This window comes from Serratia entomophila (assembly GCF_021462285.1).
In the GTDB taxonomy this organism is placed as follows: domain Bacteria; phylum Pseudomonadota; class Gammaproteobacteria; order Enterobacterales; family Enterobacteriaceae; genus Serratia; species Serratia entomophila.
On sequence record NZ_CP082787.1, the window covers coordinates 3133025 to 3149151 of the forward strand.

General features: G+C 61.6%; 5 protein-coding genes. 2 read left to right on the forward strand and 3 right to left on the reverse strand.

All coding sequences use genetic code 11. The features are described 5' to 3' along the window. Window positions 1-154: 154 nt before the first annotated feature. A complete protein-coding gene (locus tag KHA73_RS15275) occupies window positions 155-10174 on the reverse strand; it encodes a non-ribosomal peptide synthetase (protein WP_234585219.1) in 10020 nt (3339 codons plus the stop codon). Between the two features lie 918 nt (window positions 10175-11092). Here KHA73_RS15275 and KHA73_RS15280 point away from each other — a divergent pair. Beyond that, complete coding sequence (locus KHA73_RS15280; protein WP_234585220.1) at window positions 11093-13465, forward strand: glucose/quinate/shikimate family membrane-bound PQQ-dependent dehydrogenase; 2373 nt, start codon at window positions 11093-11095, stop codon at window positions 13463-13465. 86 nt (window positions 13466-13551) lie between these two features. Here the strand turns inward: KHA73_RS15280 and KHA73_RS15285 are convergent, their stop codons facing one another. Continuing rightward, the gene (locus KHA73_RS15285) at window positions 13552-13692 is read right to left on the reverse strand and encodes a hypothetical protein (RefSeq protein ID WP_234585221.1); all 141 of its coding nucleotides are present in this window, start codon (window positions 13690-13692) and stop codon (window positions 13552-13554) included. Window positions 13693-13991: 299 nt separating this feature from the next. Between KHA73_RS15285 and KHA73_RS15290 the strand changes: the two genes are divergently transcribed. Further along, a complete protein-coding gene (locus KHA73_RS15290) occupies window positions 13992-14174 on the forward strand; it encodes a hypothetical protein (protein WP_234585222.1) in 183 nt (60 codons plus the stop codon). A gap of 96 nt (window positions 14175-14270) precedes the next feature. On the opposite strand, the gene KHA73_RS15295 is transcribed toward KHA73_RS15290, so the two are convergent. Next, window positions 14271-16109 (reverse strand): hypothetical protein, encoded by a 1839-nt coding sequence (locus tag KHA73_RS15295; protein WP_234585223.1) that lies wholly within the window; start codon window positions 16107-16109, stop codon window positions 14271-14273. Window positions 16110-16127: the final 18 nt, after the last annotated feature.

Below are 16127 nucleotides of genomic sequence, written 5' to 3' on the forward strand. Positions count from 1 at the left end.
TTCAGTCTCTTCGGCCCTCAAGCCGTTGCCGGCGGCCGCCGGCCAGTGGTTACTCTAGAAGGCGGCCGCCGCCGTGACTATGGGCCAAATGGGGTTAAGCTTATGAGCCTGATTCATCAATCCGGCGGCAGCCTGCGCCACCGCCGGTTCGGCGTTATTGCCCCACGCCGAGCATCGCCCCGATCTCCTCCCCGCACTGCAAAATATTGTGGTGATGGCAGGCCAACGGGATCACCTGCACACTGTGGCAGACGGCGCTCAATCCGTTATCCGCCAGCGCCAGCAGCGGCATCATCGCCTGCTGCGGCAGCTGCGGGTTGAGCTGCATGGCTTTGAACAGCGTGACCCGGGTACTTTGCAGACCGCGGCTCAGCGTGCCGGCGGCCAAGCGCCCTTCCACCTCGGCGACGGCGGCCGCGCGCCTGGCCGCTTCCCCCTCAATGCCCAGCAGCGGCAGCAGTTCCGCCACCGGCAGTTCCGCCACCCGCTGCTGATAGAAGCTGTCCAGCAAATACAGATGAACATCCCGCACGCCGCGCGCCTCCAGCCTGGCGGCGATCTCCAGCGCAATGAGCCCCCCCAGCGACCAGCCGAGGATACGCACCGGCTGCGCGCCGTTCAGCAATCCGTTGGCGATCATTTCGCTGAGGTAGCGTTCGGCGAGCTCGCCGAGCGAATCGATCGTCGGGCGGTGGTACAGGTTGTAGTTATCGACACCGTAGCAGTTCAGCTTCCCCTGCAGCCGTTGGGCAAAAGGATGGAACGCCTCCGCCCCGACCAGCGCCGGGTGGATCATCCACAAGGCCGGCGCCGCGTCTGTGGCCTTATTCAGCGGCGCCACCAACGGCTGTTCGCCGGCGGACAGCAGATTGCGCAGGCTGCGGCATCGGAACAGCTTCACCACCGGCAGCGGCGCGCCCAGCAGCGCCGACATGGCGAGGCACAGCGATATCGCCTTGATCGAGGTGCCGCCCAGCGAGAAGAAATCGTCCGTCATGCCGACCCGCTCCAGCTGCAAAGCCTCCTGCCACAGCGCGCACAGCTGCCGTTCCAGCGCGCTTTCCGGCGCGACATAGTCCTGCGTTTCGCGCATTTCCGGCGCCGGCAGCGCCTTGCGATCCAGCTTGCCGCTGGTGCCGTAGGGCAGCGCTTCCAGCCGCATCAGCGCCGTCGGTATCATATACAGCGGCAGCTGCCGGCTCATAAACGCCAGCAGTTCAGGCTCCGCCAGCGGCTCGTCGCAGACGTAATACAGCGCCAGCAGCTCCTGTGACGCCCCCTGCCGCACGATGGCGCAGCAGGATTTGATCGGGCCGAAGGCCAGCGCGCACTGCTCCACCTCCGCCAGCTCCACGCGGTAGCCGTTGATTTTGACCTGGAAATCCATACGCCCGAGAAACTCCAGGTTGCCGTCCGGCAGATAGCGACCGGCGTCGCCGGTGCGGTACAGCCGCTCCCCCAGTTCGGGGTGATAAATGAACCTCTCGTCGGTCAGCGGCTGATTGCGGTAATAACCGCGGGCGACGCCGGCGCCGCCGATATACTGCTCGCCCGGCAGACAAGGCGGCAGCAGCCGCAGCTGGCGGTCCAGCACGTAAAAACGCTGGTGCGCCATCGCCTGGCCGTAGGGCACGCTGGGGGCGGTTATCGGCGCATCGGGAATATCGTACAGAATCGACCAGATTGAGCTTTCCGTGGCGCCGCCGGCGCTGACCACCCGGCAGCCCGGCCGCCGCTGCCGAATGCGCGCCGGCAGCGGCCGCGCGATAACCTCGCCCACCAACACCGCGTTGCGCAGCGCCGGCCAATGTGCCGTTTCGCCGTCAGACTCCAGGTGTTCAACCAACAGGGTCATCACCGAAGGCGCAGAGTTCCAGAAGGTTACCCCCTGCGTCATCAGCAGGCGATGCCAGGCCTGCGGCTGGTAGCGTTCGGCTTCAGACGGCATCACCAGCGCCCCGCCGACCGACAGCAGGCCGAAAATATCGAATACCGAAATGTCGAAGCTCAGAGCGCTGAGCGCCAGCCCGCGGTCCTCTGCGCCGATCGCCAACTGCTGCAGGGTATCGACGATGCTGTTCACCGCGCCGCGATGCTCTATCGCCACCCCTTTCGGCGTGCCGGTGGAGCCGGAGGTGAAGATCACATAGGCCAGCGCGGAAGGCGCCGGCAGCACCGGTTCGCCCTGCGCCGCCGGCGGCAGCTCCGCCACCACGCCCTGCGGGTCAATCACCAGCAGCCGGGCCTCGCCGTTGGTCCGCCAGCGCCTGCTGCTGAGGATCACCCGGGTTTGCGACTGCCCGAGGATATCCAGCCGCCGCTGTTCCGGCCAGGCGCCGTCCAGCGGCAAATAGGCCTTGCCGGCCATCAGTATCGCCAGCACCGCCACGATCTGCGCCCGCCCCTTATCCACCATCACCGCCAGGGTTTCGGCCGACATGTCCGCATGCTGGCGCAGCTGCAGCGAGAGCGTTAACGCCAGACGATAGAGTTCGCCGTAGGTCAACTCACCGAGGGCGTCGACTATCGCCACCCGCTGCGGGTGCTGAGCGGCCTGGCGAATAAAGTCGTGGTGAATGGCGCGCTCGAAGTCGTAGACCGGCGGACAGGATTCGCGGAAGGCTCGTTGGCGCGCCACCTCGGCCGCCGGCACCAGCGCCAGTTGGCCGACGCGCCGGCTGCCCTGCGCGACGATCTGTTGCAAAATGGCCTGATAGTAGCCCGCCAGACGCTCCAGCGTGGCCGGGCTGAACAAAGCGGTGGCGTAGTTGAACACCGCCTGCCCCTCACCCTGCTCCAGATGAATGCTCAGCGTCAGGTCAAACTTCGCCGCCTGGTAATGCTCCACCAGGCTTTGCGGCGTCAGCCAATCCGGCAGCGCGGGCTGCGCCCCGCCGTCTTCCAGCACGAACATCGTCTGGAACAGCGGATGCCGGGACAGATCGCGCGGCACCTGCAGCAGATCGATGATCAACTCCAGCGGCAGCCCCTGGTGACGCTGCGCCTGCAGCACTGCGTTAAAAACGTCGCGAACGTAGTCGGCCAACGGCTGTTCGTCGTCGATCTGTGAACGCAACGGCAAGGTGTTGACGAAGAAACCGATCGCAGAACGCGCCTCCGCCGTCGGCCGGTTGGCGACCGGGGTGCCGACCAGGATGTCCTGCTGGCCGCTGAAATAGCCGAGCAGCAGGTTGAACGCCGCCAGATACAGCGCAAAAGGCGTCACGCCTTCGCGCTGGGCGAAACTCGCCGCCTGCGCCACCAGCGCCGCAGGCAGCGCGACGGCATGATTGGCGCCGCGGTGATCGAACTGCGCCGGGCGCACCAGGTCGAGCGGCATTTCCAGCGTCTGCCAGCCCGCCAGGCGCTGCCGCCAGTAGTCTTTCGCCGCGTCGGCCTGCGCCGTGCCCAGATAATCCTGCTGCCAGACGGCGTAATCGCCGTACTGCAGCGCCGGGGCCGGCAGTGCAGGCGGCAGCCCCTGCCGCTGCGCCTGATACAGACCGTCCAGCTCCTGCAGCAACAGCCGCTGCGACCAGCCGTCAAACGCCAGATGGTGCACCAGGATCAGGCCGTAATGCAGCGTCGCGCCGTCGGGCTGCTCAACGTCATAAATGACCGCCCTGATCGGCAGCTCCGCCGCCAGATCGAACGGGCGATCGATGTCCCGCTGCAACCCTTGCCGCCAGCTTTCGGCATCGGTCTGCAGCCGTTGCACCACTAACGCCGCCGGATGGGGGCGGGAAACGGCGATGCGGGCCTCGCTCTGACACACCCGGCTGTGCAGCGCCTGATGCCGGGCCACCACGGCCTGCAAACTGCGCGCATAGTGCGCCAGGTTCGCGGCCTCCGAGAAGCGGAACAGCATCGGCACATGATAGAGCGCGCTGCCGCCGTTCAGGTTTTCGATAAACCACAGCTGCATCTGCGAGGATGAAAGCGGGTAGCTTTGCCGTTGCAAAGCCGGTATCGACAGCGGCGCCTCGTCTTCGCCGCGCAGGCGCAGCGCCTGACACAGCGAACGAATGGTCGGGAACTGGCCCAGTTCGCCCAGCGTCACCTCCCGTTGCAGCCGGTGGCCGATCTGATAGCAGGCCTGGATAGCCAAAATGGAGTTGCCGCCCAGCGCGAAAAAATTGTCCTCGACGCCGATCTCCGGCAGCTTCAGCAGCGTGCGCCAGATGTCGACGCAGCCCTGTTCCCAGGCGTCTTGCGCGGCGGCGAACGCGCGCCGCTCGCCCTCTGGCTGCGGCAACGCCTGGCGGGCAATCTTGCCGTTCTCGGTGAGCGGCAGCTGCGCCAGCGGCACCAAGGCGCGCGGCATCATGTACTGCGGCAGTTGGCCGCTCAGATGCCGCGCCAGCGCTTCGGCGTCCACCCCGTCCCCGGCGACGAAGTAGGCGGCCAGGTAGGGTTGCGGATGCGCGATCGGCACCACGCAGCAGGCGGTAACGCCCGGGCAGGTCAGCGCGATATTTTCGATTTCGCCCAGCTCAATGCGGTAGCCGTTGAGTTTGACCTGGCTGTCGATGCGCCCCATAAACTCCACGTTACCGTCTTCCAGCAGGCGGCCGGCGTCGCCGGTGCGATAAACGCGCTCCTGCAGCCCTTCATGCCAGAAGAAACTGTCGGCGGTGCGCTGCGGATCGCCGTAATAACCGCGCGCCAGGCCTTCACCCGCCAGATAGATTTCCCCCCTGACGCCCGCCGGCGCCGGGCGCAGCCAGGCATCCAGAATATGGCAGCGCTGGTGCGGCAGCGGCCTGCCGTAGGGAATGCTGGCGGACAGGATCCGCTGCCCCGGCGGCACCTCATGCAGCATCGAAAACACCGCCGCCTCGGTCGCGCCGCCGGCGCTGCAAAAACGGCTGTGCGGCGCCCACTCGCGGCAGCGCGCCGGCAGCGAGGTGGCGATCCAGTCGCCGCCCACCATCACCGCCCGCAGCGCCGGCTCAGGGCCAGACGTCAACCCGGCGCCCTTGACATAATCCAGCAGCAGCTCCATCAACGCCGGCGCGCTCAGCCACTGCGTCACCCGGTGGGCGATCATCAGCTGGTACCAGGCCTGCGGATTGGCCCTGTCCCGTTCAGCCGGCATCACCACCGCGCCGCCTGCGCTCAGCGGGCCGAAAATATCGTAAATCGCCAGGTCAAAGCTCAGCGCGCTGAGCGCCAGGCTGCGATCCCGCTCGTCAAAGGCGAAATAGCGCTGCACGCCCTCTATCATGTTCACCACGCTGCGGTGTTCGATCGCCACCCCTTTTGGCGTTCCCGTCGAGCCGGAAGTGAAAATGATATAGGCCAAATCACCCGCTGCGGCGTCGATCGCCGGCAACAGCCGTGCAGGCGCCGGCAGCGCGTGCGCCAGGCCGTCCGCGCCCAGTTCAATCCGGTTGATCCCTTCCGCCGTCCAGTCCTCGTCGCTCAGCAGCGTATTGACGCCGGCCTGCGCCATCACCCGCAGCCGCCGCTGCGGCGGCCAGCTCGCATCCATCGGCAAAAATGCCTTGCCGCACATCAGCGCCGCCAGCATGGCGACGGGCTGTTTGCGCCCTTTGTCCGCGACAATCGCGATCGCCTCGCCGACCACCTGCCCCTGCAGACGCAGCTGGGTAGCCAGCGTCAGGGCCGCAATATACAGCTCGCCGTAGGTCATTTCGCCCAGCGCGTCGACGATCGCCACCGCCTGCGGGTTGCGCCGGGCATGGCGAATAAAGTCCTGCTGCAGGGGGCGCTCAAAGGGGTACTGCAGCGCCCGCGCATCGCCTGCTGCCGGGGGATGCGGCTGCAGGCTGAGCTGTTCCAGCGGCCAGTCGCCGTGCCGGGCCATCTGCTGCAGGATGGCGAGGTAGTATTCCGCCAGGCGCGCCACCGAGGCCTTGCTGAACAGCGCGACGGCAAAGTTGAAACGGGCGCGCATCTGCCCGTCATCCGGCGTCAGCGTCAGGGTGAGATCGAACTTGGCGGTTTCCTCGCGGCCGCTCAGATCGACCACGGACAACCAGTCCGGCCGGTTCGCCGCCGCGCCGTCGTTCTCCAGGGCGAACATCACCTGAAATAGCGGATGGCGCGAGAAATCGCGCGGCAGCTGCAGGCTGTCGACCAGCACCTCCAGCGACAGCGCCTGGTGTTGTTGCGCCCTGAGCGTGGTCTCCGCCACCTGGCGAATAAACGCGGTGACGCTGTGGCGATGATCGATCTGCTGGCGCAGCGGCAGCGTGTTGACGAAGAACCCGATCAGGTTCGCCAACTCCGGCCGGCTGCGGTTGGCCAGGGGAGTGCCCACCAGCACGTCATCCTGCCCCGCATAGCGGGACAACAGCAGGCTGAACCCCGCCAGCAGCACCGCATGCAGCGTGACGCCCTCCCGGCGCGCCAGCGCCTCGAGCGCGCTCACCAGCTCCGCCGGCAGCCGGGCTTCGCAGTTATCGCCGCGCAGGTCGAATACGCCGGAGCGCGCGGCGTCCAGCGGCAGACAGAGCGGTTGGCATCCTTCCAGTTCGCGGCGCCAAAACGCCAGCGCCTGCGCCTGCGCGCCCAGCTGCTCGGGCGTCTGCTGCCAAAGCGCATAGTCGAGGTATTGCAACGCCGCCGGCGGCTGGCCAACGCGGCGATATTCGGCATCCAGCTCCTGCAGCAACACCTCCAGCGACCAACCGTCAAAGGCGATATGGTGGAACACCAGCAGGCTGGCGGTGCTCTCCCGCCCCGCTTCATCGGTATAGCGATAAAGCGCCGCACGCAGCGGCGGTTCGCGGGTCAGATCCATCGGCTGCTGCAGCGCCTGCGTCAAGGCCGCGGAGAACTCCCCGGCGCTCAGGACATGCAGCGGCACCGCCAGCGGCGCGTCGACCGTCGTCTGCCTGGCCACCCCCTGCTCATCCTGACGGATCAGGCTGCGCAACACCTGATGGCGCGCCGCCACCGCCTGCAGGCTTTGACGGTAACGATCGCCATCGACCCCGGCGGCCAACTGCAGCAACACCGGGGAAAGATAGTGTACGGAGGCAGGCGCCAGCTGTTGCATAAACCACAGGCGCGATTGCTGGGACGACAGCGGCCCCTCGCGCCGCCCGGTGGCGGTAACGCCAACCTCATCCGGCGCGTCGGGCTGCGGCGCGCCGAGGTGCTCGCTCAGCATCGCCACCGTCGGGTACTGGTTGAGGGTCTGCGCCGACATCTTCATGCCGAGTTGCCTGTTGACTTCGTGACACAGCCTGATGGCCAAAATCGAGTTGCCGCCCAGGCGGAAGAAGTGATCGTCCACCCCGGCCCGGCAGTCCAGCAGCTGGTTGAACAGCGCCAGCAGCCGGCTTTCGAGCGGGCTGCCCGGCTGGCGGAACGCCGCCTGCCGTTCGACCGCCTCCGGCTCCGGCAGGGCCCGGAAATCCACTTTTCTGCTCACCGTCAGCGGGATCGCCGGCACGGCCAGCAGCGCCGTCGGCAGCATATAGTGCGGCAGCTGCGCGGCGAGCCGCCGGCAGATCTCGGCGGCGGACAGGCTGCAGCCGGGCTGCAACACGTACCAGGCCTGCAGCTGCGCCGTCGGTTGCCGGCGCACGGCGACCACCGCCTCGGCCACTTCGGCCATGGCGCGCATCTGCATTTCAATTTCGCCCAGTTCGATGCGATAACCGTGGATCTTGACCTGCTGATCCTGACGGCCGAGATACTCGAGGCTGCCGTCGGCCAGGCGGCGCACCCGATCGCCGGTGCGATACAGGCGGCGGTAGTCCGCTTCCTGGCTAAAGGGGTTGTCGACAAAGGCGGAGGCCGTCAGCTCAGGCATATTCAGGTATCCCCGCGCCAGCCCGACGCCGGAAAGGCACAGCTCCCCCTCTGCGCCCAACGGCAGCAGGTTGCAGTCCGCATCCGCCACGTAGCAGTGCATGTTGGCGATAGCATGGCCGATATTGCGCGCGCCGTTGCGGCGGTAAATATTAAGGCAGACGCTGACCGCGGCCTCGGTCGGCCCGTACATATTGACCACCTGCAGCCCCTGCGCCAGATAATGGTCGAGCACGTCCTGCGACGTCGCCTCGCCCCCCAGGCCCAGATGCCGCACCGAGTCCGGCAGCGTTGGCAGGGTGGCGAGCAGCGCGGGCGGCAGGAAACAGAAATGGATCCGCCACGCCGCCATTTGATCGGCCAACAGCGCCGGATCGCGTCGCTGTGGGTCGCCGGCGATAAACAGACGGTGCCCGTTGCCGAGGGCGATAAACACTTCGAACACGTGCGCATCGAAGGCCAGCGAGGCGAACTGCAGGCAGTTGAGCACGCCGCTTTCCTGCCGCAGCAGACGCTGAGCGTGGCCGCGCACCATGTTGACCGCACCGCGATGCTCACACAGCGTGCCCTTTGGCCGCCCGGTGGTGCCGGAGGTATAAATCACATACGCCAGCTGCCGCGCGTCGATCGTCGGCAGCGGCGCCGTATCCCCCGGCTCCGGCGCGGCGTCGGCCAACAGGCAGAGGCTGTGCGGCGCCAGCCGCCGTGCGGCGTCCAGCCCGGCGCCGTCGGTAACGACGATCGGGCTGTTGACGTCTTGCAGAATATAGGCCAAACGCTGGTCGGGCGTATCCGGATCCAACGGCACATAGGCGCCGCCCGCCTTCATGATCGCCAGCATCGCCACCACCGCCGCGGCGCCGCGCTGCATGTACAGCGGGATAACCGTATCCGCCGGCATCTCTTCACCGCAAAGCCGCAGATATTCCGCCCGCAGCCGCAGCGCCAGCAGGCTGCTGCGCTGCGCCAGCTGCCCGTAGGCTATCTCCCCTGCCGCGTCGACCAGCGCGATGCGCTCGGGGTGGCGACCGGCGTATCTTTCAACGCCGTCGAGCAAGGTGGCCGCCGGCGCGGGCGGCACATCCTGGCCGCTGGCCCATTGGTCACGCATGCGCCTGGCCTGCTGCGGCGTCAACTGCGGCAGCGCGGCGATCGGCAGGTCCGGCTCGCTCAGGACGCGGCGCAGCAAATAGCCATACTGCTCCGCCATCTCCGCCATCTGCGTCTCATCGAACAGGTCTGCCCGGTAACGCAGCCTGAACTCGAAGCCCTGTTCGGAGGGCTGGTATTCCAGCAGCAGCTCTGAGCCGGCCAGGTCCACGTTGAAACGGTGGTTGACGGTGACCTGACACCCCTCCAGCGCCAGCGGCGCGTCTTTCAGGTAGGCCTGGGTAAAGTTGACGTTCAGCTGACGGATCTGGCTTTGGCGCAGCATGTCATACACCGGCAGCCGGGTGTGGCGCAGCCGGCCCGAGGCCCGGAGCGCCTTGCTGTAGCCCAGCGTTGCCTGATACAGCTCGCGGAAGGTCGCGCCCGGCGTCAACGCCAGCGGGAAAACGGCGCTATTGACCTGGGCGCCGCTGTACAGAGCCTCTCCGCCTTCGGCGGCGATGGGATAGCCGATATACACCTTTTCCTGCGGCGACTGACGGGCGATCAATAGCGCCCACAGCGTTTTGAATATCAGGAATGGGTTGGCGAATTTAACCCCGCCCTTCAGGCTTTGCCATTGGTCAAACGGCAGCGTGAAACGCACTTCCCCGGCGCTGCCCGCTGCGGCGCGCCGGTTGGCCAGATAGGGCAACTCCACCCGCGGCGGGCAGTCCGCCAGCAGTTCGCGCCAAAATGCCGGCGAGCCGCAGGTCTCCTTTAGGGTAGCGATGTCCTGCTCATACCGCTGATACAGTGCGTTCAGGCTGCCGATGTCGCCTGGCGCCGCGATCGCCGCCGGGTCGTTGTAATACGCGGCGACGGCGCCATAAAACTCCTGGCCGGCGAGGCCATCAATCAGCACGTGGTGAACGATAATCATCAGCTGGTAGCGCCGGGGCGCTCGTTCAATCAGGTAAAACCGACACAGCGGCCCCGCACGCAGGTCGAAAGGCGTGTTCGCCAGCCTGCCGACGTCACATTCGGCATCCAGCATTTCCAGAGTGATGGGCTTGGCGGTTTTCACCCACCGCAGTTGAGGGTGCGTATCGTCCAGTACGTGGTGGAAAAGAATATAGTCCCTGCTCACCCGCTCTACCGCAGCGCGCAGCCTGTCGATATCCAAATCTCCTTCAATGGTTTGGTCGAGCACCAGGTTGTACTCGCATGATTGCGGATTAAGAACATACTCATTCCAGAACGTCTGGGTATAGGGCGAGACAGTAATCATTTCCATTAATTAATTCCTTTTAAATATAGTCATTGGATATATATCAGGACGATACTGACGCAATGCGGCAACGCCGCTGCGTTAGAAGCGGCGTTTCTGGTTAACGTTAGTCGTAAAGAAAAATATGAGAGCGAATATTATTTTATTTAGATTAAAAATAAAACTTAAAATAAAAATAAAAAATACCAACAAAATCAACAAACTAACCAAATTAACGCATAACGTATGGGAATGTTAATGACAAGAACAATAGTCACCAATAACAACATATTAAAATTACAAAAAAATAAAAATAACCCATATCTAATTCTTATGAAAATAGACGAAACACTGCCGGACCATTTTTATTAGAAATATCCTAGCAAACAACGCATGAATTAACGCCAGCCATGGATCCATTTTCCAGCGTAGCGCTGCGGCCAGCATGTTTTTCATCCTCAGGCGTTTGACATCAGAACAACCTATACTTGCAGCAGGATGCATTTCCCCTTCCCGTTTAGCGTCATGTACATGGAGCAACAGATGGCTATTCCTGACCCGGCGCGGGCATTAATAATGCCGCGCAAGCATCGCCCCTTTGGCAGCCTGCCCCCATGGCGCGGCGGCCGACCCCGCATATGTCAGCGGAGTGATTGTTTTGGTGTGAAAATATTGGGGGAATTGACACCTGCCGAAAGCATCAGGATACTCTCGGCCGGTGTCTATAACGCCGGCGGCCACTTGTTGCGGGCCGGCGCCGAAAGCCGGCTGGGGTGGCGTCGTCCATTCCCTTTTTACGGCTTTGAAACAAGGCAAAGCACCATAAGGTTAATGCGCGGGCTATGTTCTACAGCAACATAGATATTTTGGGAGAAAACGCGTGTTTTTCTGGATTTAGCTTAATCTCTAAATCGGGGACTTTTCATTTTTGGTAAGGGTATTGCTATGCAAAATAAAGCGTCATTATCGCCGCTGCTCATTCTGACGGCGCTATTTGCCGCCCTGAGCGGGCTCTATCTGCTCGGGGGCGGCATTTGGCTGGCCAAGTTGGGCGGTTCGCTGTATTACATCATCGCCGGCCTGGTGCTGCTGGCCACTTCCTGGCTGCTGTTCCGCCGCCGCGCCACCGCGCTGCTGCTGTACGCCATCTTCCTGCTCGGCACCACCGCCTGGGCGCTGTGGGAAGTGGGCCCGGACTTCTGGGCGTTGACGCCGCGTTTGGACGTCACCTTCTTCTTCGGCCTATGGCTGGTGCTGCCGTTTATTTACCGGCGCCTGATTGCCAACGGCAAACTGGCCTATGGCGCGCTGAGCGCCGCGCTGGTTATCACGGTTATCGCGTTGGCTTATTCGGTGTTTAACGATCCGCAAGAGATCAACGGCACCCTCAACGCTGCGCAGGTTCAGCCGAAAGACGCCACCGCCGCAGACTGGCCGGCCTATGGCCGCACCCAGGAAGGCACGCGTTACTCTCCGCTGAGCCAGATTAACGACAAAAACGTCGGCCAGTTGCAGGAAGCCTGGCGCTTCCAGACCGGCGACCTGAAAACCGCCAACGATCCGGGTGAAATCACCAATGAAGTCACCCCAATCAAAATCCGCGACACGCTGTATCTCTGCACCCCGCACCAGAAGCTGTTCGCCCTGGACGCGGCGACAGGTAAACAGAAATGGCTGTTCGATCCGCAGCTGAAGTCCAATCCGACCTTCCAGCACATCACCTGCCGCGGCGTGTCCTATCATGAAACCGCAGCGGCTGCGGGTGCAACGGCAGAGGCTTCGCCTGCGCTGTGCGCACGCCGCATCATTTTACCGGTGAACGACGGCCGTCTGTTTGCGTTGGATGCGGACAGCGGCAAACGCTGCCCGGACTTCGCCAACAACGGCGAACTGAACCTGCAGAGCAACATGCCGTACGCAACGCCGGGCCACTATGAGCCGACCTCGCCGCCGGTCATCACCGACAGCGTGATCGTCGTCGCCGGCGCCGTCACCGACAACTACTCGAACCGTGAGCCTTCCGGCGTGATCCGCGGTTTCGACGTCAACAGCGGCAAGCTGCTGTGGGCCTTCGATCCGGGCGCGAAAGATCCTAACGCCATCCCGGCGGACGAGCATCACTTCACGCCGAACTCCCCGAACTCCTGGGCGCCTGCCGCCTATGACGCCAAGCTGGACATCGTCTACCTGCCGATGGGCGTAACCACCCCGGACATCTGGGGCGGCGACCGCACGCCGGAAATGGAGCGCTACGCCAGCGGCCTGCTGGCGCTGAACGCCTCGACCGGCAAGCTGGTGTGGTTCTACCAAACCGTGCACCACGATCTGTGGGATATGGACGTGCCGGCGCAGCCGACCCTGGCGGACATTACCGACAAGAGCGGCAACAAGGTGCCGGTGATCTATGTGCCGACCAAAACCGGCAACATCTTCGTGCTGAACCGCACCAACGGCGAGCTGGTGGTACCGGCGCCGGAGAAACCGGTGCCGCAGGGCCCGGCCAAAGGCGATCGCCTGTCGCCAACCCAGCCGTTCTCTGAACTGACCTTCCGCCCCGAGAAAAAACTGACCGGTGCGGACATGTGGGGCGCCACCATCTACGACCAGCTGGTGTGCCGCGTGATGTTCCACAGCCTGCGTTACGAAGGCACCTTCACCCCGCCTTCCGAGCAGGGCACCCTGGTGTTCCCGGGTAACCTCGGCATGTTCGAATGGGGCGGTCTGTCCGTCGACACCGACCGTCAGATAGCCATCGCCAACCCGATCGCGCTGCCGTTCGTTTCCAAGCTGATCCCACGCGGCCCGGGCAACCCGATTGAACCGCCAGAGGGTGACAAAGGCGGCAGCGGCACCGAATCCGGCGTGCAACCGCAGTACGGCGTGCCGTTCGGCGTGACCCTGAACCCGTTCCTGTCGCCGTTTGGCCTGCCGTGCAAACAGCCGGCCTGGGGCTACATTTCCGCCGTTGATCTGAAAACCAACGACATCGTGTGGAAAAAACGCATCGGTACCGTGCGCGACAGCTCCCCGCTGCCGCTGCCGTTCAAAATGGGCATGCCGATGCTGGGCGGCCCGGTTTCCACCGCCGGCAACCTGTTCTTTATCGGCGCCACCGCAGACAACTACCTGCGCGCCTTCAGCGTGAGCAACGGTGAAAAACTGTGGGAAGCGCGGCTGCCGGCAGGCGGCCAGGCGACGCCGATGACCTATGAGGCCAACGGCAAGCAGTTCGTGGTGATCTCCGCCGGCGGCCACGGCTCATTCGGCACCAAACTGGGCGACTACATCGTTGCCTACGCGCTGCCTGATGCAAAGTAACCACTGCAGTTGAGTAAACGCAAAAAGCACGCCGCAGGGCGTGCTTTTTTACTTTAAGGTGTCGAGAAAGCGGCGTCCTGAGGCTATCAGCGGCATTCTCCGGTCACCGAGTTCTTGCCCTGCGGGCAAACATCGGTATTCTGCGGCACCACGCCCCAGAGGCTGCCAGCCTGGCCGGCACAACCCGACAACGCAAAAACCACGGCCAGCAAAAATAACGCTCTCATTAATCATTTCCTTCCTTGTCTCGCCGCGCAGTTAAAGACGGTACCCGTGCATAATTTTCGCAAAAAACTTCACCTCAAATATTGATAATGATTATCATTCGCAATATTATGTTTGCGTTGGCCCCGGCAGTGGCCGGCAATCATTCTCCACGACAGGCAGTAAGCAGTCGGCCGCCTTCGGGCGGCCTCACCCGGAGGCGTATGCTCGATCATATTCCAATGCACCACAAGAGAATTTTGCAGACGGCGTTTTGCGCCATGGCGCGTCATGCTCCCCCAGCCGCCGGGGAACAGCCAAAATGAGCCTGCAACCTTTTACCGCCATGCTGATGTTCGCTTACGTTTTGCTGATGGTGCCGGTGCTTTACGCCATCGACAGCCGCCTGAGCGCCAGCCGTCTGGTGCGCAAAGCGGTGCAAAACGCCATTATCATCCTGTTGACGCTGCTGTTTTTCAGCGCCATGACGCTGTTGTATCGATAAACGCGATTCGGAAAACGGTTGGCATATTACGATAAAAAACCGGTTGATGAACTCATCAACCGGCCTCAGGTTACAACGCTGTCAAACTAGCTAACGTCAATTACGCGCTTTTACGTAAGACAGAATGCCTTGCCCTTTCAGCGCAATGCTGTCGTAGCGAGTAGCCTGGAACAGCATCGCCAGCTGGTTATCACTGGCCGCCAGCTTAGGGTACATGCTCGAGTTGTTGCTGGCACCATTAACCTGGGTCTCCGCATCAATCGAGAAGAAGTTCTCGTCAAATCGGTTGAAGAAGGCACCCAGAGAAGCCGAACTCCATGCCACATGGAACTCATAGTTTTCCTGAGCGGTGACTGCCTTATTGATATATGGGAACGAAGGGTTACCGGAGGAGATGCTATTCAGCTTATTCGCCGCATAGACCTCCGCACCCTCTTTAGCAAACACTTTGAGTTTCGCGCCATAAATATCCTGACCCAAAACATAAACCAGCATGATGTTATTGGTCTGAGGATCCAGAGCCGCATGGAATTTACCCATTTGGGCCTGTGAGTACTGTGTCATCGGGTTAACCGGCGGCGTGCCGCCAACAGGCTTGCCAATGCTCAGGAACTTCAGCTCGCCCACTTTTTCCAGGTAGGCGATGACAATCTTCTCACCATGGTTCATCAGGACAATATTTTCCACCGTCGTCGTCCCGAGGTCGATACCCGCACTGTTATAACCCGTATGGATATTAGTGCTAATGTCAAAATCATAGCTCATTTTTTCTAACGTATTCGGATCCAGGAATACGCCCTGGATCTTTTTCTCGGCAACCGATACCCAGGTGGCCAGAAGCAGTTTGCTGGTTGGGTTATAGATAATTCGCGGGCAGGTGTAATCGCCATTGCCGCCGCTTAGATCGATCTCCTGGAACTCCGTTGAGGTAATGCCATTCTGACCGGCGGTAAATGGGCGGCCATAAATTTTAAAGCGGCCGCTGAAGTTGCCGGCCCAAACGGCAACAAAATTATCTGTCCCGTCGATGGTCGTGGTGTTGGCATCTTTGTTGATACCCCCTTGCAAGTTGCAAATTGACAACGGCTGACGCAGTGCACCTGCTGGGGTTTGCATTCGTGTCATCAGCGTATAGTTTCGTGTTGATGCCTGCGGTGCATAATAAGTCGCTAACATATAGCCCGACTTGCTGGTCACTTGCAAGTCGCGAATAGAATCATTAGAAACATCATCCCAAAAAATATTAAAGCCGGGTTGCCAGTTGGTATTCATACATACTCCATTTAATGTTTCATCTAGTTCAATGTGCGTAGACCATTCCGATGTGCATGGAAGGTCCACACCTAAATACTCGCCATTTATCGAGAATTTCAACTTTTCATTGCATTTACCAAAACTCTTATCCACTAATATTTCGCTTTTCCACACCTCCAAAACTTCATCGTATTCAAAATCAGAAAATTCAAATTCTTTATCGTACTTTTCATTAGTCAAACTAAGCGATACGCCAGGAGAATAATACTTAACCAATACCTGAACGTTAGCCGTACCCTGTTCGTCATCATCATCGATAATGATATTGGTGATCTCCGGCTCAACGTCCAGGAACTGGATATCGTTAAAGAAAACTTCGCCTATGGTGCCATCGGCAATATTCTCCTCTACCCGAATCCTGTAGGTTTTAAAACCTTCTTTTCTGACGATTGACATAAACTCTTCTACGTTCTGATCAAGCGCCAATTCGAACGCGGGCTGCAGGTTCTTTTCAATGCCGGTTGCGGCTAACAGCAAATCTGTTTCGTCGTAATAGACCGATACGCCTTTATCTTTGAGGTCGTTAGAAGATGCAGAGAAAATTTTAATCTCAAACCGCCGTTTTCCGGCATCTTCGATATAGCTAAAACACTCGGATACCTTAATTTCAGTAATCGCCATTTTTCACCTCATATAGGA